General features: G+C 71.8%; 19 protein-coding genes, 1 other RNA gene and 1 pseudogene. 5 read left to right on the forward strand and 16 right to left on the reverse strand.

Annotation, left to right across the window (positions count from 1 at the left end):
• Positions 1 to 160: 160 nt before the first annotated feature.
• The 5 genes from ACIRPK_RS04485 to ACIRPK_RS04505 form a co-directional block, all read right to left on the reverse strand.
• Positions 161 to 2,473 carry a glycosyl hydrolase family 18 protein gene (locus tag ACIRPK_RS04485; protein WP_403032890.1) on the reverse strand — a complete coding sequence of 771 codons (2,313 nt, stop codon included), beginning with the start codon at positions 2,471 to 2,473 and terminating at the stop codon, positions 161 to 163.
• Between the two features lie 291 nt (positions 2,474 to 2,764).
• Positions 2,765 to 3,217, reverse strand: coding sequence for a hypothetical protein (locus ACIRPK_RS04490; protein WP_403032892.1), 453 nt, complete (start codon positions 3,215 to 3,217; stop codon positions 2,765 to 2,767).
• Between the two features lie 129 nt (positions 3,218 to 3,346).
• Entirely contained in the window at positions 3,347 to 3,499 is a 153-nt protein-coding gene (locus tag ACIRPK_RS04495) for a hypothetical protein (RefSeq protein ID WP_403032895.1), read from the reverse strand.
• Positions 3,500 to 3,703: 204 nt separating this feature from the next.
• A complete protein-coding gene (locus ACIRPK_RS04500; protein WP_403032897.1) occupies positions 3,704 to 5,455 on the reverse strand; it encodes an immunity 49 family protein in 1,752 nt (583 codons plus the stop codon).
• A 494-nt stretch (positions 5,456 to 5,949) separates the two neighbouring features.
• Positions 5,950 to 6,396 (reverse strand): anthrone oxygenase family protein, encoded by a 447-nt coding sequence (locus tag ACIRPK_RS04505; RefSeq protein WP_403032900.1) that lies wholly within the window; start codon positions 6,394 to 6,396, stop codon positions 5,950 to 5,952.
• Between the two features lie 91 nt (positions 6,397 to 6,487).
• Between ACIRPK_RS04505 and ACIRPK_RS04510 the strand changes: the two genes are divergently transcribed.
• The gene (locus tag ACIRPK_RS04510) at positions 6,488 to 7,066 is read left to right on the forward strand and encodes a TetR/AcrR family transcriptional regulator (RefSeq protein ID WP_403032903.1); all 579 of its coding nucleotides are present in this window, start codon (positions 6,488 to 6,490) and stop codon (positions 7,064 to 7,066) included.
• Positions 7,067 to 7,210: 144 nt separating this feature from the next.
• On the opposite strand, the gene ACIRPK_RS04515 is transcribed toward ACIRPK_RS04510, so the two are convergent.
• The 5 genes from ACIRPK_RS04515 to ACIRPK_RS04535 form a co-directional block, all read right to left on the reverse strand.
• Entirely contained in the window at positions 7,211 to 7,891 is a 681-nt protein-coding gene (locus ACIRPK_RS04515; RefSeq protein WP_403032906.1) for a VC0807 family protein, read from the reverse strand.
• A 662-nt stretch (positions 7,892 to 8,553) separates the two neighbouring features.
• The gene (locus tag ACIRPK_RS04520) at positions 8,554 to 9,276 is read right to left on the reverse strand and encodes a hypothetical protein (RefSeq protein ID WP_403033725.1); all 723 of its coding nucleotides are present in this window, start codon (positions 9,274 to 9,276) and stop codon (positions 8,554 to 8,556) included.
• Positions 9,277 to 9,362: 86 nt separating this feature from the next.
• On the reverse strand, positions 9,363 to 10,019 hold the full coding sequence (locus tag ACIRPK_RS04525; protein WP_403032909.1) for a hypothetical protein: 657 nt from the start codon (positions 10,017 to 10,019) through the stop codon (positions 9,363 to 9,365).
• On the reverse strand, positions 10,016 to 10,426 hold the full coding sequence (locus ACIRPK_RS04530) for a hypothetical protein (protein ID WP_403032912.1): 411 nt from the start codon (positions 10,424 to 10,426) through the stop codon (positions 10,016 to 10,018). The genes ACIRPK_RS04525 and ACIRPK_RS04530 overlap by 4 nt, the downstream gene beginning before the upstream one ends.
• A 150-nt stretch (positions 10,427 to 10,576) precedes the next feature.
• Positions 10,577 to 10,771, reverse strand: a complete 195-nt coding sequence (locus tag ACIRPK_RS04535; protein WP_403032914.1) for a hypothetical protein — start codon at positions 10,769 to 10,771, stop codon at positions 10,577 to 10,579.
• Between the two features lie 691 nt (positions 10,772 to 11,462).
• Here ACIRPK_RS04535 and ACIRPK_RS04540 point away from each other — a divergent pair.
• Positions 11,463 to 12,716, forward strand: a complete 1,254-nt coding sequence (locus ACIRPK_RS04540; protein ID WP_403032916.1) for a helix-turn-helix transcriptional regulator — start codon at positions 11,463 to 11,465, stop codon at positions 12,714 to 12,716.
• Positions 12,717 to 12,732: 16 nt separating this feature from the next.
• The gene (locus ACIRPK_RS04545; RefSeq protein ID WP_403032919.1) at positions 12,733 to 13,089 is read left to right on the forward strand and encodes a hypothetical protein; all 357 of its coding nucleotides are present in this window, start codon (positions 12,733 to 12,735) and stop codon (positions 13,087 to 13,089) included.
• 163 nt (positions 13,090 to 13,252) lie between these two features.
• Here ACIRPK_RS04545 and rnpB read toward each other — a convergent pair.
• The 3 genes from rnpB to ACIRPK_RS04560 form a co-directional block, all read right to left on the reverse strand.
• Positions 13,253 to 13,654, reverse strand: an RNA gene (gene rnpB, locus ACIRPK_RS04550) — RNase P RNA component class A.
• Between the two features lie 55 nt (positions 13,655 to 13,709).
• On the reverse strand, positions 13,710 to 15,161 hold the full coding sequence (locus tag ACIRPK_RS04555; RefSeq protein WP_403032922.1) for an MFS transporter: 1,452 nt from the start codon (positions 15,159 to 15,161) through the stop codon (positions 13,710 to 13,712).
• Positions 15,161 to 16,612, reverse strand: a complete 1,452-nt coding sequence (locus ACIRPK_RS04560; protein WP_403032924.1) for an RNB domain-containing ribonuclease — start codon at positions 16,610 to 16,612, stop codon at positions 15,161 to 15,163. The genes ACIRPK_RS04555 and ACIRPK_RS04560 overlap by 1 nt, the downstream gene beginning before the upstream one ends.
• A 99-nt stretch (positions 16,613 to 16,711) precedes the next feature.
• Here ACIRPK_RS04560 and yaaA point away from each other — a divergent pair, with 99 nt between their 5' ends.
• On the forward strand, positions 16,712 to 17,512 hold the full coding sequence (gene yaaA, locus ACIRPK_RS04565) for a peroxide stress protein YaaA (protein WP_403032927.1): 801 nt from the start codon (positions 16,712 to 16,714) through the stop codon (positions 17,510 to 17,512).
• A 69-nt stretch (positions 17,513 to 17,581) separates the two neighbouring features.
• A pseudogene (locus ACIRPK_RS04570) lies at positions 17,582 to 17,701 on the forward strand (DUF664 domain-containing protein); the annotation flags it as partial.
• Between the two features lie 77 nt (positions 17,702 to 17,778).
• On the opposite strand, the gene ACIRPK_RS04575 reads toward ACIRPK_RS04570, so the two are convergent.
• The 3 genes from ACIRPK_RS04575 to ACIRPK_RS04585 all read right to left on the reverse strand — a co-directional run bounded on the left by ACIRPK_RS04575 (position 17,779) and on the right by ACIRPK_RS04585 (position 20,596).
• The gene (locus ACIRPK_RS04575) at positions 17,779 to 18,927 is read right to left on the reverse strand and encodes a bifunctional RNase H/acid phosphatase (RefSeq protein WP_403032930.1); all 1,149 of its coding nucleotides are present in this window, start codon (positions 18,925 to 18,927) and stop codon (positions 17,779 to 17,781) included.
• Between the two features lie 4 nt (positions 18,928 to 18,931).
• Positions 18,932 to 19,675, reverse strand: coding sequence for a zinc ribbon domain-containing protein (locus ACIRPK_RS04580; RefSeq protein ID WP_403032933.1), 744 nt, complete (start codon positions 19,673 to 19,675; stop codon positions 18,932 to 18,934).
• A 90-nt stretch (positions 19,676 to 19,765) separates the two neighbouring features.
• Positions 19,766 to 20,596: a Nif3-like dinuclear metal center hexameric protein gene (locus ACIRPK_RS04585; protein WP_403032935.1), complete on the reverse strand. Its 831-nt coding sequence runs from the start codon at positions 20,594 to 20,596 to the stop codon at positions 19,766 to 19,768.
• Between the last annotated feature and the right edge of the window lie 169 nt (positions 20,597 to 20,765).

Below are 20,765 nucleotides of genomic sequence, written 5' to 3' on the forward strand. Positions count from 1 at the left end.
CCGCCCCAGGTCCACCCGCTCTCCTCCCGGAGACCGAACCGCCTCTCCCCCTGCCGGGGGGCGGCACCCCTACCCCGTCTTGGGGTGGTGGCCGAAAACCGCTCAGGGACGCCGACGGCCCGCACCCCGGGGAGGGAGTGCGGGCCGCGGCCGATCGGGGTCAGTTCAGGCTGGTGGACATCGCGTTCAGCAGGCTGCCCGCGTTGTCGTCGTTCTCCAGGGCGAAGGCGAACATTCCGGCCAGCCCCTTGGACTTGGCGTACGCGCCGCGGGCCTGGACGGCCTGCGGGGTGTCACCGGTCCAGAAGTTGGTGCCGTCGTAGATCCAGGAGCTCTCGGTCACCGGGTCCCAGTGCGTGGTGGCCGCGGTCGGAGTGAGCTCCCGCCAGGCGGCCAGACCGGCCTCCTGGCTGAGCGGCTTGGCCGGGGTCGGGCCGGTCGCGGTCTGGTAGAGACCGAAGTCGGCACCGGCCGGCACACCGGTCCAGCCCCGCCAGTAGAACGGGATGCCGAGCACCAGCTTGCCGGCCGGGAAGCCGCCCGGGATGCCGTACTCCGGCAGGCCGGTGGTGTAGGCGGTGAGCGCGGTGTCCACGTTGTACTTGCGGCTGCCCGGGGTGATCGGCGTGGCCGGGTCGGCCGGGCTGTCGTGCAGCGGGTCCTGGTGGTTGGTCGGGCCCTTGGCGTCCCAGGCGCCGTGCATGTCGTAGGTCATCACGTCGGCGTAGTCCAGGTAGGCGCCGATCTTGTCGGTCTCCAGGTACTGGATCTTGTCCTGCCCGGCCGGCAGCGCGGCGGTGAGCAGGAAGCGCTTGCCGAGCGGGGCGCCGTACGCGTCCAGCTGCTCGCGGAACTCCTTGAGCAGCAGGGTGAAGTTCTGCTTGTCGGCGGCCGAGGTGTGGTTGCCCGTGTGGCCGCCGGCCGAGGCCGGGTACTCCCAGTCCAGGTCGACCCCGTCGAACAGACCGGCCACCGCCGCCACGCCGCCGGACGGGTCGCCCGCGACGTTCTTCGGCAGGTCGCCCTTGAGGAACATGGTCAGACAGGAGGAGACGAAGGCCTTCCGCTTGGCGTCCGTGGAGGCCGCGTCGGAGAAGTACTTCGAGTAGGTCCAGCCGCCGATCGAGATGGTCAGCCGCAGGTTCGGGTACTTGGCCTTGAGCTGGCGGAGCTGGTTGAAGTTGCCCTTGACCGGCTGCTCGTAGACGTCGGTGGTGCCGTCCACGCTGGTCGCCGAGGTGTAGTCCATCTGGTAGTCGGCGTACGCGTCGCCCGCGCCGTCACCCGCGTTGGGGTTGTCCTCGTGGCCCGCGTCGGACGCCTTGACGGCCTCGAAGCAGGTGTGCGAGGTGGGGTGGATGTTGGCGAACGCGTAGGTGATCACGTCCAGCTTGGCGGCCGAGCCGGTGGTGTCGACGTTCTTCGCGAAATAGGTGTTCTCGTACACGCCCCACTGGTCGAAGTAGGCCGAGCGGTAGGGGCCAGCCGCCGGGGCCGCCGCCGTGGTCGCGGTGACCGGCACGGACTGGCCGGAGGCGTGGCCCGCCGCGTCGTAGCCCTGCACGCTGAAGCTCGCGGTGGTGCCGGGCAGCAGCGAGCTGACGGTGACCCTGGTGCCCATCGAGGTGGCCACCAACTGTCCCTGGCGGTAGACCTTGTAGGCCGGGACGTTGTCGGTCTGGTCGGTGGACGGCTGCCAGGACAGCACCACCGCGTTGTGCGTGGTCCGCTCCACCTTGAGGCCGGTGGGCGTGCTCACCTTGCCGTCGCCGACCGGGCCGGTCGGGCTGCTCGACGGGCTGGGGCTGCCGCTCGGGCTCGAACTCGGACTGGCACTGCCGCTCGGGCTGCCGCTCGGGCTCGAACTCGGACTGGGGCTGGTGCTGTTGGACGGCGAGACGCTGACGCTCGGCGACGGGCTGGCGCCACCCGGGCCGGTCAGCGTCAGGTCGTCGGCCCGGTAGGTGCCCTGGCCGTACCAGCCGTGGGTGAAGACGGTCACCGAGGTGGTACCCGCCCCGGTCTTGAAGCTGGTGGAGAGCTGGCTCCAGCCGGTGGCGGCGGGGGTCCAGGTCTGCGCGTTCACCCCGGTGCCGGTGGCACCCAGGTAGACGTAGCTGCCCTGCACCCAACCTGCCAGCGTGTACGTGGTGTTGGGCTGGACGGTGACGGTCTGCTGGCACTGCGCGGTGGCACTGGCGGTGGCCGCCGCGCTCAGCGCGTACGAGCCGCCGTGCACGGGGTTGCCGATCACCGACCCGCTGCCGCCCGCGCAGCTCCAGCCGGTCAGCGAACCGGCCTCGAAGTCGGCGTTGGACAGCAGATTGACCGTGGCGGCGGAGGCCGAGTCGAGTGACGCGACCACCGCGACGCTGCCGGTGGAGAGCGCGGCAGCGAGCGCGAGCGCGCCCGCTCTGCGCCGTGAGGTGGCCCGGGGTGCGACAGGGCGCCCGGGCAGGGCTCGTTCGAGCATGGGTGACGTTCCTCCGGATGAGTGGGGTTTCCGGCGGTGCAGCGACCCGACTCGGGGAGACGGGCCACCCGGTGGGGGATGGGGAGCCCTCGGGGTCGTACCTGGGTACGACAGATGCCAGATTGGACTGGACCAATGGGGCCGTCAAGAGCTCCTGCCGTCACTGATCGGCAGTCAGCAGCCGCTCTTTACCCGATCGATGGGCTGTTCCACCTGGTCAGCCGGGTGGCCGCCGCGAAAGGTAAAGAAAGTTTCCATCCTTTCGCGGCGACCCACCCCGGCAGGTCGGCGTCAGCGACCGGACGCACCCCGGCGCCCGAACGGGCGCGGATCACCCGTCGGGCCCTCCAACCGGCCCGCCGCGAAGCCGAGTCGGCCGACCTCGGCCAGCTCCCGCCGCGCCGCCGACGCCTCGTCCGGCCGCCCCAGGGCCTCCAGTAGACGGCCCTGCTCGCGCAACGCGTCGACGAGCAGCTGGTCCCGGTGCGGCTCCACCGCCGCCAGCCGCCTGGCCACGTCGGCCGCCTCCAGCGCGACGGCGAGCTGCGCCTCCGGTCGGCCGGCGAGCTGCTCCTGACCGAACGTCAGCAGTGCCCGGGCCAGCCGGGCAAGGTAGGTCAGCGGACTGATCTCCGCAAGTGTCCGGTACGCCGCGATCTCCTGGTGGATTCCGATGCCGGACCCGAGCAGCAGCACCTGTGCTCGGAGAACCGCATCCCGGTCGACGTTCCCGTAGTGATTCATGACGGCGAGTCTGCGGGTCACCGGGCAGCCCGGACAAGATCGTTGAGCTGTGCCCTTGGTCCTACGAAAAGGCCGCCTGAGCTGTCATGATGGACATGTCGTCACCCCCGGCCGGGCCAGGACCGGCCGTCAGACGGCGCCGGTGCGCTCCACCCGCCGGTGCGGGGCGAGCGGGATCGTGGACCGGCGCGAGCGCGGCCGCCGGTGGGCGCCCGGGGCCTTGCGGGGGACGATCCGCAGCAGGTGGTACGCGGCGAGCCGGGTGAGCGCCCCGACGGCCATCGCCGGCCAGCCGTGACACAGGTACCCGCACGTCTTCTCTTCCCCCGAAACCTCGTCAACGCGCCTCTGACGAGGGCACGTTCACCAGAGATATCGGTGGCGGGCGAGAGCCGCCCAGGGACGAAAGTACAAGATCGAAAGTGCTGGTCAGGGCCGGACTTGGCGATCCGTGGCCGACCCGGTGCCGCCCCCAACCCCTCGGGGTCAGCCCGGCCGGCGGAACAGGCCCCCCGGCAGGTACGGCGAGCTGACCGGCACCGGCCAGCCCATCCGGTGCACCAGGCAGGCCAGTGCCAGGACGTCCAGGTCGACCAGGGCGTCCGGTTCGGCAGGCAGCTCGCCGACCGTGTAGTGCTCGCGGTGCGCCTCCAGCGCGTCGGCCAGCGCCAGCGCGAAGCCCGCCCGGTCACCCTCCACCAGCTGCGACAGCAGCTTGACCGGCGGGGCGAGGTAGAGCCCGCGCTCGTGCTCCGCACAGACCGCGAACGCCTTGGTCACCGCGGGCACCGGGTCCACCCCGCGCAGATAGTCGTGCAGCGCCGCGCCGTACGCGTCGACCGGCCCGAAGTAGCAGCCCACGGTGAAGAGTTCGGGGGTCACCAGCACACAGTCCGCCAACTGCCGCCGCTCCCCCGTGATCAGCGCCAGCGCCACCGCCTGCTTCCAGTGCCCGGCCCCCGGCCCGTACGAGCCGGTGCAGGCCGGCAGCCGCCGGGTGGTGCCGGCCACCGTCACCTCGTACGCGCTGCCGGGCACCCCGCGCGCCAGCCGGAACGCGGCCCCGCCCGCCTCGGCACCGATCCGCAGCATCTCCCACTGCCGGGGATCCCGCCCGTCCGGGTCCAGCACGGACCGCTCCAGGAAGCCCAGCACCTGCCCACGCATCAGCCCCGTCAGCGCCCGCATCACGTGCTGCGGCTTCTGTTCCGGGTCCCCGAACTTCGCCAACTCGCGCCGGGCACAGCCTTCCTGGATCAGCCGACCGGCCTCCTCGGCGTACGGGTGCGCGGGCCGGTGCACCACCAGCGGCCCGGCCGCCAGGGCTGCCAGCGCATCGGCCCGCTTCCGCCGCCCGAACCCGAGCACGCGCGGCGCGGGCTGCCGGAAACCCCCCACCAGCGCGGCCGGCAGGTAGTCCGACTCGACCTCGACCGGCCACCTGTTCCACCGTTCGGCCATCGCGGCCAAGGCGATCGCGTCGAACGGGAGCAGCGTACGCGGCGCCGGATCGTCCCCCGCCGGGCCCGCGTACCGCTGCCGGTGGCACTCCAACTGCCGGGCCAGCGCCTGCTGGAAGCCCGCCCGGTCACCGGCCGCGACCGCCCGCAGGGTGCGCAGTGCGGCCCGGTGGCCCGGCCGGTCGATGCCCTCGCCCAGCTCCTCGACCAGCCCGTCGATCACCGCCACCCGGTCGTCCGAGGACAGCTCGTCCGACGGCTCGCCCCCGCCGTAGACGTACGCCAGCAGCGCGTGCACCAGCACTACGTCGGCCCGCTGCTCCCGACCGCGCAGCGGCGGGGCCGCCGCGACGAACAACTCGTCGTGCTCGTCCGACAGTCTGGCCACGAAGGCGAGGAAGAACGGCGCCAGCCAGGCGGGCGCGGTCACCTCGCCGGACTCCTCGGCCTTCCGGTCCTCGCCGTAGGGGACCCCGGTGCCGGTGTACTCGATGAACACGTGCGGCGGTCCGGCCCGGCCGACGCCCAGCGCCAGCGCTCCCACCGCCGCGGCCGCCGCCGACTCGCAGGCGATCCTGGCGTCCTTGCCGGTCAGCTCAGGACTGTCGACCGACCGCGCACCGAGGTAGTCCAGGAACGAGTCCGCCACCAGCTCCCAGCCCCAGGCCGGGGATTCGTCGTGCTGCATCCGGTGCACCTCGCCCCCGATCCGCTCGGCGAAGTTCTCCACCGCGCTGCTCACCGCAGCCTCGCCAACCCGGTGACGCTCGATCCGCACCGTCCCACCCCCATGCCGCGCACCCCGCCCCGTTCGGGCAGCTCCAGGATAGGCAGACGAACTGACTGAGAGTCAGCCAGCCCCCGTCGGTCCCGATCTGAGGCGCCTCTGAGCTGATCACATGTCAACTCGGGTCCTGGCCAGGAGGATTCGATCCAGCGCGGGACTCCGGAGCATCGCGCTCCGTAGTTACCATCCGCCATGATCCCTGTGCGGCTGCTGACCTTCGTCGTGGGCCTGACCGTGGCCGTCTTCCCGCTCGGCATCATGGTCGGCCGGAGCTGGGGAGACGAACCGAACCTGAGCGTCAGCCACCTCCAGCCCTCCGCCGGCCCCGGCAGCCGCCCGCTGTGGAGCCCGTCCCCCACGGCGTCCTTGCGGTACGCCCCCACCTTCGGACCCCACCTTCGGACCCGCCGCGACCCTGGCCTTCCCGTCGCACCCGCCCTGGCGGGGCGGCGGCCGACGGGGGCGGTGGGCAGTGGCCTGCGGATTCAGGCGAGGGCGGTGACCAGCAGGGTGAAGGCGGCGATCAGGACGGCGACGCGGGCGTAGTGGTAGCGGTCCCAGCGGTCGCTCTGCTCCCGCCAGTCCGCGGGCCGGTTCTCGGGGGTCCACGACTTGCTCCGGTTGTTGATCGGGACGAGCAGCAGGATCGACATGACCACGCTCAGGACCAGCAGCCCGGCGCCGGTGACGACCAGGCCGGTACCGGCCTGGTGCCACCGCCCGGCGGCCCAGACGACGGCGAGGACGAGCGAGCCGATGTACCAGAACGGCATCAGGGCGCCGAGCATCCGGCCCCCGTGGGCACGGCCGAGCTGGTAGCTGTCCTCGGGGAGCGCGCGGAGGATCCGGTTGATGATGAAGGCGACCGAGAACTCCACCCCCACCAGCAGCCCGACGACCACGGTGGTGAATACCTCAAGTGCGTTGAGCATGGTGACCCCTCCTGGGATCTAGCGCCGCTAGATGACGTGGCCACGGTAGTACTGCTGCCGCTCCCTTGTCTAGCAGTGCTAGGATCGGGTCATGTCGGTACAGGAACGCAAGGAACGCGAACGGGCAGCCCGCGAGCACCTCATCGTGGCGACGGCCCGCGAACTCGCCGAGCGGCAGGGCTGGGACGCGGTCACCACCCGCAGGCTCGCCGAGCGCATCGAGTACAGCCAGCCCGTCCTCTACAGCCACTTCCGCGGCAAACGCGAGATCATCGGCGCCGTCGCCCTCCAGGGCGCCACCGAGATGGCCGCCGCACTGCGCGCCGCGACCGCCGCCGCGGACAGCCCCCACGCCCGGGTCACCGCCCTCGCCCGCGCCTACCTCGACTACGCCGAACACCACCCGGCGGTCTACGACGCCATGTTCCAGCTCGACGGCGGCCTGGCCTTCGCGCACCAGGACACCCCCGCGCCGCTCAAGGACGCCTTCGCCGCCCTGCTGGAGACCCTCGCCGCAGTCGCCGGACCGGGCGTCCACCCGGGACTGTTCACCGAGACCTTCTGGGCCGCCCTACACGGACTGGCCACCCTCACCCGGGCCGGACGGCTCCCACCTGCCGAAGCCGAGCAGCGGGTGGAACTGCTGGTGCGCCGACTCGCCATCACCTGACAGACCGTTCGGTCCCGATGCCGCGCACCCGGTCGATCGGGCTCTTCGCCGGCACAGGCAGGCAAACTGAGACCACGTCAGCCGGCCCCGGGCCACCGCCACTGCCGTGTGCGGCGCCCCGGGGCGTCCGGGCCAGGGACGGCGCTACACCGCGGCAGGCACTGCCGCCGCTGCTGCCGCCCCCCGGCCACGGGCCCGGGCGCGCTTGGCGTACAGCAGGGTCCAGGCGATCAGCGCGCCCGTGACCGCATAGGAGAGAACGGAGTTGAGCGTCACCATGGCGCCGGTGCTGAGCTCGTACGACAGCGCGACCCGGACCGCCGCCTCGGCGACGTAGACGACACCCCACCCGATGGTCAGATTGCGCTGGACCTTGCGGAAGCCGGGCAGCGCCCAGAGCCCGTTCCAGCGCTCGATCCCCTCCGCCGTCCCGTCCGTGCCGAACTTCCGGCCGAAGTAGAACATCAGCGGCCGGGGCGCGGCGAGCGTCGCGAGGCAGACCACCCCGAACAGCCCGGTGACCAACGACTCCTTCACCAGCAGCAGTTGCGCCGACTGCGGCCCGGCCACGGCCACCAGCGCGGTCAGCCCGAGGAAGATCAGCGACAGCGCGGCGAACTCGTCGATCCGCCGGTGCCAGGCCAGGTATATCGCCATGTCGACAACCGGCCACAGCGCCGACACCAGCACGGCGGACACCTCGCTGTGGCCGTGCTCGACCAGCTGGTTGTACGTGATGACCGGCGCGACGATGTTGCACCCGATCGTCAACGCCCAACCGGCCGCCGCCGACCCGCCCTTCCGAACCGGAACCTGCTCCGCCATGATCTCCCCCAAATGATCTTTCCGATGTGCCGGAGGGGACCCTAGTTGACCAGTCGCCGACCACGCCAGCCTCTTGCACCCCACGGCTACCGCACAAGATCGTCCGGGCCGCCCGCAGCCTGCTCCCCAACCCCAGGACGCAGCTCCTCGGTTCGCCATGTTCGATCCGGGCAGCAGAAGGGCCCCTGACCTGTAACCATGCAGGCCGGGGGCCCAACTTCAGCTGGACGACGGACGAGTCGGCCTGTACGCCGGGTTCTGTCTCCCTGAGTGCGCCGAGCTGGGAAGACGTCCAGCCAGGGGCTCGGATCGCCGCTCAATCGCCACACCCCGCGGGACGACACCGGCGCTGACGCGCCCGGCTACCCGGGCGGCCTTCGTCTACACCCCCGGCAAGGGCGCCGGTCTACAGCCCGAGCGTCAAGCCCCGGCAGGCCCGCATGCGGGCCAGTGACTTGGGACATCGCGGTGGATGGCTTCTACGGCCCAAGTCCGCCGCCGTGGCACGGCAGTTCCAGGCCGAAAAGGGTCTCCGTCCCGTGGATGCCCGGGGGCCCGGTCACCTGGCGCGCGGCCTGGACCGCGCCCATCACCTGAGCCAACCCGGCCTCACTTACGCTTCTCCTCGGGTTGCCACCGCTCGGGCAGCTCGTGTACGGCGGTCAGTTCAGGTTCGCCAGGGCCCTGGCGAGTTCGAGGGCGGTCGGACGGTCTCCAGCCGAAGACAGCAGCACCGGCCGAAGAACAGCCAGGAGTTCGGGCCAGACATCCGGCGAGGCCAGCGGCACCATGCTGGTGGCGATGACCTTCCGAAGCTCCAGCGGGTCAACGGCGCGCCGCTCGGTACCCACCCCTGCGTAATCGAGCGGCCAGTCACCCGTGGCGCAGGCCCAGAGGGTTGCCGCGAGGGTGTAGACCTCAGCAGGCCGGTGCGTTCGGGCCGGCTGCTCTCCGGCCTCGATCCCGGCAGCCAGCTCGGGCGCCATGAGATGGAACATGGCCCCGTTGAACTCGCTCCACGTCGGTTCCAGCCGCCACTGCCACGACCACGCGAAGTCGATGAGCCGAACCCCGTGTTCGGTGTGAATGCCATGCGTCGGTTGCAGATCCCCGTGCACCCATCCCGAGAGGTGGAAGTCGGAGACGGCTTGGCACAGATCGACCGCCCCTCGCAGTGCGGCCTCTCGCCCGTCCGGCCCCCTTCGGGCCGGCGCGAAGACCTTCCACGTCGAAGGGCCGTCCTCCCAGGGACTGACCATCCACACGCCGCCCTCGAACGCCTCGGCCCAGACCCGGTACTCCCGGAGCTGGTCCAGGACTGCGGCCTCACGAACGGTGCTCTCGTACGCCTCACCGTCGCCAACCTTGATGGCCACAGCGCCCATCGGCCCGGATGCCTTCCACACGGAGGCGCCCCGACGGCTGGACACCTCCTTGAGGTCGAGAGGGCCACAAAGGCTCTCGGCACGCCTCAGTGCTGCTGCGGCTGCGGCAACGAACTCGCCCATGCTTTTACTGCCTCCCACTCACAAGGGATCTCACGGAACACATCGCGCCCGTCGTCGTCGGCTTCCGCGAGCGAGGACGCCAGGAGCGGGGTCGCTCTCAGGAAGCCGGGATCGAGACGCCTCACCGACGCTCGCACCGTCAGGAACGTGAACGGCGGCGAAGGGATACACCTGCCGAACCTGTCGGTTTCCACGACCCCCTTGGCGAACTTGCCGAACATGACGCCAACTTCGGAGTAAAGGTTCTTCAGCCCCCAGTGCGGCCACGCGAGCAGTTCCTGGTGCGAGTTGTCGACTACGTCGCCCAGGAGCACGAGGTTCTCGCAACGGAGCTGGCCGTGTCGCAAGCCCATCAGCGGCCGAAGCCGCTCCGCGGCCTGCACGCCCGCGTAGAAGAGCTCAGCCTCAACGGCGTAGCGGTTGGCACCGCTGGCGATGCGGTAGACCGTCCACCCGGTCAGGCCGCGGCTACGCGAGCCGTCCAGGAACGGGCAGTGCTCGCCCACAGCGCCGAGGTACGCCCCGACGCTGACGCTCTCCGGGATTTCCGACCTGCTCTCGATGAGGCGGAGCGCCCCGGCGGTCGGCCGGGACGCCCCGTCGGTCATGCTGCTGATCACCGCTCGGTCTTCTCCGGCACCACGTCGCCGTCGGCCGGCCCGCACGACCACGACGCGACCACGGTCCCGGTCTCCCGGTACACCGCGAGGGCCCTGGTGTCGGTGACGCCGCTCGCGTCGGTGAACCACAGCTCGGGCAGCGGCCCGTACGCCTCCTCGTACGCGCTCACCCAGGTGATCACGCCGTGACCGGCCGACTCCACGTGGACCAGCTCCCGGTCCGCGTGCTCCAGGCTGAACTTGCGGTGCGCCTCGGAGTCCGCCGCGAGGTTGTGCCACGCCGCGTCGATCGCGGTCGAGAACATCTCGGGGGCGGCCTCACCGGCCGCGAACCGCCGCGCAGCGACCTCGAAGAACTTGCCCAGTTCGGCCAGCTCGGCGTTGGGGTTGATGGTGGTGGTACTCATTCACGTTCCTCCAACTGGAAGTTCGTACCGCTCGGTCGGCACCGAACGGTCGTACGTGGTGCGTGTGCTGACCCGCTCTGGCCATGGCGAGGGGAGCCTCTGTCGGTGACAGCGGCCAGAGCGGGCGGTCTGTGGGGTAGCTGTCCTCTGCTACCGGTGAGCAGTCAGCAGCCAGGCGAGCGCTGCGAACACCAGAACGGCAGCGGCAGCGCAGGACCAGGTCTCGGCTCCGCTGGTGCTGCGGCGGAGACTGCGCTCCTGGCCATCGCGGTACTCGTTCATCATCTGGTCCGCCCTCACCTCCCTCAGGGAGGCGGGGTCACCCAGCTCGTCGGGCTCCGTCACGAAGCCTGCTTCTCGACCGGGTCCCGCCCCGCCTTGCCGGGACGATGCTGCGGACAACCACGGGCAGGCCGGACGCTCGAAGTGGGAGCGATCAAGCTGCCCGAATCGGACTGCTCGACCTGCGTTCGGCTGCCGTCAGGCCGCACACGGTAGACCGGGATCGTCAGCCGGGGCCTGCCACCGCTGTACGTCGTCAACCGGACCTCCCAAGGTCTGCACGGGGTAGCCGAAGAGCTCCTGATCGTTGTGCCGGTACGGCTCGACCTCTTCGGACGACCGAACGAGTTCCCGGCACTCGGAACCCGACCAAAGCTCCAAGTTGCAGCTGTACAAGCCGACTTCGACCACCAGGAGCGGCGTACGGAGCGGCGTGGGGCCCCGAAGGTCCGCCACCAGGTCCCCCACGGCCGGCCGCCACGGCAGGAGATCGACCTCGGGAACCGATTCGCGGGTGGGGGTCGGAACAAAGGGCGCTGTCAGCCAAGCAGGGACCGGGCTGGGCATTGGGACCTCCGGGAGGATGGCTGGCCGGGGTACGGGGCCGTGCGAGCGGCCCCCGACTTGAAACGGAGCATGACCAGTGAACAGCGATCAGTTACGGTCTCCCAGAGCAGAGTTGAAGCGTCCGTCAGGCGTTTTCCGAGCGTCAGGGCGCTGACCTTGGATGATGTCTCTTACTGAGCGGAGCGGTATGACGTCCAAGCGGGATGGGCTTGCCGGGAGGCGGGCAGCGCTGGGCTACAGTCAGGAAGGGCTCGCTGACCGTCTCGGGATCGCCACGTCTACGGTCGTGCGTTGGGAAAACAACCGGGCAACTCCACAGCCCCACCAACGGCCGAAGATCGCCATGCTGCTGAAGGTCACTGCATCGGAGCTGGACGCACTTCTCACATCACAGCCGACAGCGACTACTGACCCGGCCCTCTCCGAATCTCATCTCGACACTGGTGATGTTGACGATATGAAACGCCGCGATGTCCTTGGCCTACTCGCCATAACCGGTGCGCTGATCACGCTGCCGCGTGCTGAAGCGGCTGCGGGAACAAGTTCCACACAGCCTCCTGCTGGCCCAGCCGAGGCAATGAACTCCCATCTGTGGCTGCTCTTCGCTCTCTCAGCGTCCAAACAGTCCGTGTATCCGTTGGTCAGACACCAGCTGGGCGTCCTCGCCAAGGAGTTGGGGGACGCCCGGACCGAGGGAGAGCGTCGGCAGCTCTGCGCGCTCACTGGCGATCTCTACCAGCTCGCCGGAGAGATCTTCTTCGACGGCAACCGGTACACCGATGCGGCGCACTGCTACGCGCTCGCTGCCAGCGCCGCCAAGGAGGCCGAAAACTTCGACCTGTGGGCCTGCGCGATGACGCGCCATGCGTTCATCGAGCTGTACGAGCGCCGGTTCACAGTGGCAGCGCCGATCCTGTCAGCGGCTTCCAGGATCGCCCAACGGGGAGATGGGGCGCTGTCGACCCGATACTGGGTGGCCGCAGTACAAGCGGAGGCGTACGCGGGCCTTGGCGACTTGGCGGCGTGCGATCGCGCCCTGGACACAGCCGAACAGGTGCACTCCCTTGGCGGTCGGATTCACAACGGTGGCTGGCTGCGCTTCGATGGCTCTCGGCTCGCCGAGGAGCGAGGCACCTGCTATCTCGAACTCGGCCGGCCAGACCTCGCCCAGCAGTCCCTGACCGCAGCCCTGAGTCAGAAGCTCTCCCTTCGCCGCCGCGGCGCAGTGCTTGCCGAACTTGCTGCGCTGGGTGCTCAGCAGCGTGACGTGGATCAGGTACTCCACTACAGCCGAGCCGCGATAGAGCTGGCCGGCCAGACGGGGTCCGGCTTCATCGGAAAGAAGCTGCAGGGACTCCAGTTACGCCTTGCCCCCCTCATGGCCGATGGCAGAGTCTCAGACCTGCACCACCAGATCTCGGCGCTCTCCCGCGCTGCCTAACGACAAGGACGACTGCATGACGACCGACGGCCGCATCTTCCGAGAGGCGTGGATCGCAGGGGTGGCCAAGCACTACCCGGGCGAACCGAAGGCGGGCTACATCGCGCCTTGGGACGCTACCCCGACCTGGGAACGCGAGTGTGCCGCCGCTGTCTTTGGCCAGGTTCGCGACCTGATTCACGCAAGTGCTGGCAACGCGGCCAAGCTCAGCCGGGAGCAGAAGGGACGCTTCGTAGCGATCTGCTGGATCACCCAGATTCACAAGCACATCGCCGACCCCAAGCCCGGCTACATCGCGGACTGGGACGACCTGCCCGACTGGCAGCAGGAGACCGACTCGGACATCTTCGAGGCCATCGAGCGCGCGGTCTGACCTCGCCTGAGCTGCGTCGCCATCGCCACTCAAACGCCACACAGCAGCGAGGAACAGGCCCGAATGGACACGGAGAGTGATCATTCCGCTACATTCATGCCTCTCCGCAGAAAGACCCTGACCTGCGATGATGCAGGTCAGGGGCGCTTCCTCAGCTGGACGACGGACGAGTCGGCCTGTACGCCGGGTTCTGTCTCCCGGGGTGCTTGCGCGGCCCGGGGAGGCGGTCATCCATCTAGGGCTGCCGTTGCCGACAGCCTCGTGCGGTCTACCCGCGGACTCGGGCGAGCAGCCCTCGTGCATCCGCGCACGGTGCCCGAAGGCACCGATCTTGACCTTGCTCCGGGTGGGGTTTACCGAGCCGGCCGAGTCACCTCGGTCGCTGGTGGTCTCTTACACCACCGTTTCACCCTTACCTCCGGCCGAAGCCGGGGGCGGTCTGTTCTCTGTGGCACTGTCCCGCGGGTCACCCCGGGTGGGTGTTACCCACCACCCTGCTCTGTGGAGCCCGGACGTTCCTCGGCGAGCCCCCGAAGGGACCCGACGCGACCGCCCGGCCGGCTCGTCCGCCGTACTGGTCATCGTAGCCGGTCGGGGACCGCGCCCCGGACAGGCCGTGGCTAGGGACGCGGCCGGGACGGCTCCTGCGGCCGCGACGGGTCGAGCCCGGCGGCGACCCGGTGTGCGGTGCCGACCGCCCACGGGGTGGTGGTGACCCAGCCGAGCAGCAGGACGGTCAGACCCAGACCGGTGATGATCCACCAGCCCGCGTGGCTGGCGGCCGGGAGCCCGACCGTGGCGGTGACGGCGCTGGTCACCACGGTGCCGATCACCGCGACGCCGAGCGACTGCCCGATCTGACGGCTCGTCGAGGCGACCGCGGCGGCCACCCCCGCCTGGGCCAGCGGCATGCCGGAGACCGCTGCGTTGGTGATCGGGGCGTTCACCAGCCCGAAGCCCAGCCCGAACAGGGCGTACGCGAGCAGGAGCAGCGAAGCGGACGAGTCGGCCGCCAGCCGGGTGAGCAGCAGCCCGCTGGCGGCCAGCGCCGCGCCGGCCCCGAGCAGCGGGTACCGGGGCCCGTACCGGCCGACGATCCGGCCGGAGAACGGGGCGGCGACCAGGGTCAGCCCGGCCATCGGGAGGGTCCAGAGGCCGGCCTCGACCGGGCCGTAGCCCCGGACCTCCTGCAGGTAGAGGGTGTTGACGAAGAGGAAGCCGCCGAGCGCGGCGAACGCGCAGACCGCCGTGACGGTGGCGCCGGTGAACGGGGCGCTGCGGAAGAACCGCAGGTCGATCAGCGGCTCGGGCACCCGCCGCTCCCACCAGGGCAGCACCAGCAGCGAGACGAGCGCGACCGCCGCCAGGGTGAGGATCAGCGGCGAGGTCCAGCCCTGCCCCGGGCCCTCGATGATCACGGCGGTGCCGGCGCCGAGCAGCAGCACCATCAGCAGCTGCCCGACCGGGTCGAGCCGCCGGGGCCGGGGCGCCCGGGACTCGGGGACGTGACGGAAGGTCAGCAGACAGGCGGCCAGCCCGATCGGGACGTTGATCAGGAAGATCGACGGCCAGCCCGCGCTGTCCACCAGGAAGCCGCCGATCAGCGGCCCGAGCGCCATGCTGATGCCGACCACGCCGCCCCAGACCCCGATCGCCCTGGCCCGCTCGCCCGGGTCGGTGAAGGTGTTGGTGATGATCGACATGGCCACCGGGTTGAGCATCGAGCCGCCCACCGCTTGGACCGCGCGGAACGCCACCAGCCACTCCAGCGAGGGCGCCAGGCTGCACAGCAGTGAGCCGAGCACGAAGAGCAGCAGCCCGGCCCGGAACACCCGGCGGCGGCCGATCCGGTCGGCGACCGAGCCGGCCAGCATCAGCAGCGAGGCGAGCACCAGGGTGTACGCGTCGATGATCCACTGGAGGCCGGAGGCGGGCGCGTCGAACTCGCGCCGGATGGCGGGCAGCGCGATGTTCACCACCGTGTTGTCCAGCCCGACGATGAACAGGCTCAGGCAGCAGATGCCCAACACCAGCAGCCGCCCACGGCGGTCCAGCTCCCCCGGGGAGTCCATCAGGCGGGCGCGAAGCGGACGGTCCGGGTGACCGGGTCGGCCAGCGTGAGCCGGACCTTGATCCGTTCGCCGAGCGGCAGCCGGGTGCCCTCGTCCGCCTCGCAGCGGGCCACCACGGCGGGCTCCCGGAGCTGGACGGTGCCGCTGGCGGGCCGCCGTTCGTCGATGTCGACCACCACCGCGTCGAACCGTTCGCCCTCCCGGCCGCGCAGCAGCTCGGCCTCGACCAGGTCGACGCAGGCCCGTTCCACCTCGTGGGCCCGGCGGTCGCCGGCCGCCATCAGGGCCGGGACGCCGAGCAGCTGCTCGCTCACCCAGTGCGGGATGTCGGTGCCCCCGGCCACCGCCGCGCAGATCTCCTGGGCGTACCGGTCGGCCAGCCGCCGCAGCGGCGCGGTGCAGTGCGCGTACGGGGCGGCCAGCGCGGCGTGCCCCGGGTCGGCCGGCGGCGCGACGCCCTGGGCGGTGTCGAAGGCCTGGTACCCGGCGCCGCGCAGCAGCCCGGCGCACTCCTTCAGGAATGCGGCGTGGTTCGACCGGCCCGGGTCCAGCGAGCGGATCAGCACGGGGTACGGGGTGCCCTCCGGCCAGTCCACCTCCAGCGCCTTGGCGATCCGCCCGAGCCGGGCGTACGCGCTCTCCGGGGCGGCGGGCAGGGTGCGCAGCAGGCCGACCCCGGCGTCCAGCATCAGCTCGGCGGCGGCCATGCCGGTGAGCAGCGAGATCTGCGCGTTCCAGCCGTCGGCGGGAAGCGGGGCCCGGTACGCCAGCCGGTAGCCGCCGTCCGCCGGCTCCACCTCCTGCTCGGGGATCGGCAGGCTGACGCCGCCGCGGTCCGCCTCCCCGGCCTCCCGCAGCCGGCCGATCTCGGCCAGCAGCCGGAGCTGGTCGTCGGCCGCGCCGGAGTCGATCGCGCCCTGCACGCCCGCGTAGTCCAGCCGGCGGCGGGAGCGGACCAGTGCTCGGCGGACGTCGGCCAGCAGCACCAGGCCGTCGGCGTCCAGGTCGAGCTGCCAGAGCAGCGCGGGCCGCAGCTCACCGGGCAGCAGGCTGGCGGCGGCCTCGGAGAGCCGGGGCGGGTGCAGCGGGATCCGGGTGTCGGGGAAGTAGAGGGTCTGCACCCGGCGCCTGGCCTCGGTGTCGATCGCGCCCTCGGGCTGGACGAAGGCGGCCACGTCGGCGATCGCGTAGTGCACCCGGTAGCCGCTCCCCCGGCGGCTCAGGCCCATCGCCTGGTCCAGGTCCATCGAGCCGGGCGGGTCCAGGGTGAACAGGGCCAGGTCGGTGGCGTCGAACTCCGGCAGCCGAGGCACCCCGGCCACCCGGTCCGCCTCGGCCAGCACCTCGGTGGGCCATTCGGTCCGCAGCCCGAGCCCCTCCCGCAGCTCCGTCAGCTCGCGGTTGATCCGAGCGGTGTCGGCGGCCCTGATCCTCAGCTGTTGACGCGGCATGCTGGCAGCGTACGGCCGCCGGGAGCTGACGGCCTGTCGGACCGGGCGGCACGTACAGTGGGAGCGTTCGTTGCCACAGAGTGTTGAAGGGGTGTCGCCGTGCTGGTGCTGTTGCCGCCGTCGGAGGGGAAGGCTGCTGCGGAGGCCGGGGTGCCGTTGGCGCTGGCGGAGCTGTCGCTGCCCGGGCTGACGGCGGGGCGGCGGGCGGTGTTCGAGGCGCTGGTCGGGCTGTGCGAGGGCGATCCGGAGACGGCGCGGGGGGTGCTCGGGCTGAGCGAGGGGCTGCGCGGCGAGGTGGCGAAGAACGCCGGGCTGCGGGCGGCCGGGGCGCTGCCCGCGGGCGAGGTGTACACCGGGGTGCTGTTCGACGCGCTGGGGCTGGCGAAGCTGGACGAGGCGGCGTACGCGCTGGCCGAGCGCTCGCTGCTGGTGTTCTCCGGGCTGTGGGGCGCGGTGCGGGTCGGCGACCGGATTCCGCCGTACCGGTGCTCGATGGGGGTGAAACTTCCTCCGCTGGGGGCGCTCGGAGCGTACTGGCGGCGCGAGATGGCCGAGGTGCTGCCCGAGGTGGCGGGCCGGGGCCTGGTGCTGGACCTGCGGAGCGCGGCGTACGCCGCGGCCTGGAAGCCGGCCGGGGAGACCGCGGCCCGGACGGCGACCGTGCGGGTGCTCCAGGAGCGCGAGGTGGACGGGGAGTTGAAGCGCTCGGTGGTGAGCCACTTCAACAAGGCCACCAAGGGCCGGCTGGTCCGCGACCTACTGAACGCCGGGCTCGAGCCGGCCTCGCCGGGCGAGCTGGTGGACGCGCTGGCCGGGCTCGGCTACCGGGTCGAGGTCTCCGCCGAGGGGTCCGCGCGCAAGGCGTGGCAGCTCGATGTGGTGGTCACCGAGATCCACTGAGTCCACCGCTCGGGACAACCCCGGGCCGGCTCGCACCGGGATGAGCAGAGCAGGACCGAACCGTCCAGGGGGCTGACGGCCGGTCAGTTGCGGACCAGGGCCGTGCCGCCGTCGGCGATCTCACTGCTCGGGCTGGTCCGGCACCTGGCGGACGTCGAGCGCGGCTGGTTCCTCGACGTGGTCGCCGACCAGGGCGGGCGGGCTGATCGTCGGCAGCACCGGGGAGTGACCGTTCCGGAGGGGCGGCGGACCGCCCCTCCGGCGGGTCAGCGCAGGTGCGAGGTGTCGTTCAGCAGGCGGACCGAGGCGTTGCCGTCGGCGTAGTACTGCACCGCGCAGAACGAGGCCGCCGAGAGCTCCATCCGGTACAGCGAGTCCGGCGGGGCTCCGAGGGCCAGCCGGACCAGCGTCTTGATCGGGCTGACGTGCGAGACCACCAGCACCGTCTTGCCCGCGTAGCGGGCCAGCACCTTGTCCCGGGCCACCCCGGCCCGGTGGGTCAGCGTGGTGAAGCTCTCGGTGCTGCCGGTCGGCTTCGCCTTGGCCGAGCCGAGCCAGGCGGCCAGGTCCTCGGGGTGGCGCTCCTGCACCTCGGCGAAGGTCAGCCCCTCCCAGTCCCCGAAGTCCAGCTCGCGCAGGCCGTCCTCGTACCGGACCTCCAGGCCCAGCCGGGTGGCCACCGCCTCGGCGGTCTGCCGGGTGCGCTGCATCGGCGAGCTGACGACGGCCTGGACGGTGCCCCGGGCGGCCAGCGACTCGGCGGCCCGGGCGGCCTGCCAGAGGCCCTTCTCGGAGAGCGCCGGGTCGGAGCCGCCGCTGCCGGAGAACCGCTTCTCCGGGGTGAGGTGGGTCTCGCCGTGCCGGAGCAGCACGAAGGTGGTCGGCGTGCCGAGGTCGGCCGGGCCGGCCCAGCCCGCCTTCGGCGCGGCGGGCGCGGGCAGCGGCTCGTCCACCGGGGCGACCGGCGCGGCCGGGCGGGCCTTGGGCTCCCACTGCCGGCCGGCCTTGCCCGCGTCCATCGCCTCGTTGGCCAGCCGGTCCGCGTCCTTGTTCTTCTCGCGCGGGATCCAGCTGTACTTCACCTGGGAGCGCGGCAGCACGGTGGCGGCCTCGGCGGCCAGCGGCTGCATGTCGGGGTGCTTGATCTTCCAGCGGCCCGACATCTGCTCGACCACCAGCTTGGAGTCCATCCGGACGTCCACCCTGGCTTCCGGGTCCAGCTCGTGCGCCGCCCGCAGGCCCGCGATCAGGCCCTTGTACTCGGCCACGTTGTTGGTCGCGCGCCCGATGTACTCGGCCGCCTCGGCGATGATCTGGCCGGTGTCCCCGTCCCGGACCACCGCGCCGTAGCCGGCCGGGCCGGGGTTGCCCCGGGACCCGCCGTCCGCCTCGACGATGAACCTGCGCCCGGCCATCGGATCAGACGCCCGACTCGGCGGTGCGGACCAGGATCCGGCCGCAGTTGTCGCAGCGGACCACGGCGTCCTTGGCCTCGGCCTTGATGCTGTTCAGGTCGGCGGCGGCGAACTCGACCCGGCAGCCCTCGCAGCGGCGCTGGAACAGCCGGGCCGCACCGACGCCGCCCTGCTGCTCGCGCAGCCGGGTGTAGAGCTTGATCAGGTCGGCCGGCAGCACCACGGCCACCGCCTCGCGGTCCCGGGTGACCTTCTCGGCGTCGGCGTCGATCTCGGCGAAGGCGGCGTCCCGGCGCTCCTCGGCCTCCTTGAGCACCACGGTGGAGTGGTCCAGGCGGGCGGACAGCTCGGTCACCCGGGTCTGCGCGGACTCCAGCCGCTCCATGACCTCCAGGACGACGTCCTCCAGGTCGGACTGACGCTTCGCCAGCGAGCCGACCTCGTGCTGGAGGTTCTCCAGGTCACGCGGGGAGCCGACCGCGCCGGAGTCCAGCCGCTGCTGGTTGCGGGCGGTCCTGGCCCGGACCTGCTCCACGTCGCCCTCGGCCTTGGTCAGCTCGCGCTCGGTGTCGCCGAGCTGGGCCTGGGCGGCGATCACCAGGTCCTTGAGGGCGGTGTGGTCGGCGGTGGCCTTGTCGATCTCGGCGTGCTCGGGCAGGCTGCGGCGCCGGTGGGCCAGCTGGTCGAGCCGGGAGTCGAGGGCCTGGAGGTCGAGCAGGCGGATCTGGTCGGCGGGCGCGGCGTTCAAGGCTGGGGGCTCCTGTTTTTTTGTCTGTCAGCAAGTCGGTCGGCGGGTAGCGCCAGGGGCGCGGCAGGCTTCGGGCGACGAAGCCGGACGCTAGGGGTTCATCGGGGCGTGCGCGGTCCACGGGTCGGTGACCCGGTGCGAGACCTTGGTCTCCAGCTGCCAGCCGTGTGCGGCGGCCGCCTCGGTCAGGCCGCGCTCGGCCAGCCGCAGCCAGGGCCACTCGGTGGCCCAGTGCGCGGCGTCCACCAAGGCGACCGGGGAGGCTTCGGTGGCCTCCGAGACCGGGTGGTGCCGCAGGTCGGCGGTGACGTAGGCGTCCACCCCGGCGGCCCGGACCTCGGCGAGGAAGCTGTCGCCCGAGCCACCGCAGACCGCGACCCGGGTGATCACCCGGTCGCCGTCCCCGGCGACCCGGACCCCGGTGGCCGTGGCGGGCAGCCCGGCGGCCACCCGGGCGGCGAAGGCGGTGAGGGTGAGCGGCGGTTCGAGCAGGCCGATCCGGCCGGAACCCCGGCGGCCCGCCGGATCGGTCGGGTCGGCGACCAGCGGCCCGAGCACCCGCAGGCCGACGGCCTCGGCCAGGGCGTCGGAGACACCCGGGTCGGCGTGGTCGGCGTTGGTGTGCGCGACGTGCAGCCCGATCCCGGCCCGGATCAGCTCGTGCACCACCCGGCCCTTGAAGCCGGTGGCGGCGACGCTGGTGACCCCGCGCAGATAGAGGGGGTGGTGGGTGACCACCAGGTCCGCACCCCACTCGACGGCCTCGTCCACCACGGTCTGCACCGGGTCGACGGCGAACAGCACCCGGGCGACCTCGGCCTCGGGATCGCCGCACACCAGGCCCACGGCGTCCCAGGACTCGGCCCACCTCGGTGGGTACAGCTCTTCGAGCGCGTTGATGACGTCGGACAGTTTCGGCACCTGTCGAGACTACCGCGCGCGGGCGGCTCCCCCGGCCCCGGGCGCCGCCGGGGGAGCCGCCCGCCGCCCGCCGGGCACCGCCGTCCGGACCGCGCCGCCGTCCGTCAACCGGCCCGCGGGGGCAGGGCGAGGTGAACGGGAGCGGAACGGGCCGCCTGCACCGGGCGGG

Origin of the sequence: Kitasatospora sp. NPDC101801, assembly GCF_044766665.1 — a bacterium.
Classification (GTDB): domain Bacteria; phylum Actinomycetota; class Actinomycetes; order Streptomycetales; family Streptomycetaceae; genus Kitasatospora.

Coding starts and splice junctions, on each gene's coding strand:
- ACIRPK_RS04485 (WP_403032890.1), bottom strand. CDS start 2,473: ATGCTCGAACGAGCCCTGCCCGGGCGCCCTGTCGCACCCCGGGCCACC.
- ACIRPK_RS04490 (WP_403032892.1), bottom strand. CDS start 3,217: ATGAATCACTACGGGAACGTCGACCGGGATGCGGTTCTCCGAGCACAG.
- ACIRPK_RS04495 (WP_403032895.1), bottom strand. CDS start 3,499: ATGGCCGTCGGGGCGCTCACCCGGCTCGCCGCGTACCACCTGCTGCGG.
- ACIRPK_RS04505 (WP_403032900.1), bottom strand. CDS start 6,396: ATGCTCAACGCACTTGAGGTATTCACCACCGTGGTCGTCGGGCTGCTG.
- ACIRPK_RS04510 (WP_403032903.1), top strand. CDS start 6,488: ATGTCGGTACAGGAACGCAAGGAACGCGAACGGGCAGCCCGCGAGCAC.
- ACIRPK_RS04515 (WP_403032906.1), bottom strand. CDS start 7,891: ATGGCGGAGCAGGTTCCGGTTCGGAAGGGCGGGTCGGCGGCGGCCGGT.
- ACIRPK_RS04520 (WP_403033725.1), bottom strand. CDS start 9,276: ATGGGCGCTGTGGCCATCAAGGTTGGCGACGGTGAGGCGTACGAGAGC.
- ACIRPK_RS04530 (WP_403032912.1), bottom strand. CDS start 10,426: ATGAGTACCACCACCATCAACCCCAACGCCGAGCTGGCCGAACTGGGC.
- ACIRPK_RS04540 (WP_403032916.1), top strand. CDS start 11,463: ATGACGTCCAAGCGGGATGGGCTTGCCGGGAGGCGGGCAGCGCTGGGC.
- ACIRPK_RS04545 (WP_403032919.1), top strand. CDS start 12,733: ATGACGACCGACGGCCGCATCTTCCGAGAGGCGTGGATCGCAGGGGTG.
- ACIRPK_RS04555 (WP_403032922.1), bottom strand. CDS start 15,161: ATGGACTCCCCGGGGGAGCTGGACCGCCGTGGGCGGCTGCTGGTGTTG.
- ACIRPK_RS04560 (WP_403032924.1), bottom strand. CDS start 16,612: ATGCCGCGTCAACAGCTGAGGATCAGGGCCGCCGACACCGCTCGGATC.
- ACIRPK_RS04575 (WP_403032930.1), bottom strand. CDS start 18,927: ATGGCCGGGCGCAGGTTCATCGTCGAGGCGGACGGCGGGTCCCGGGGC.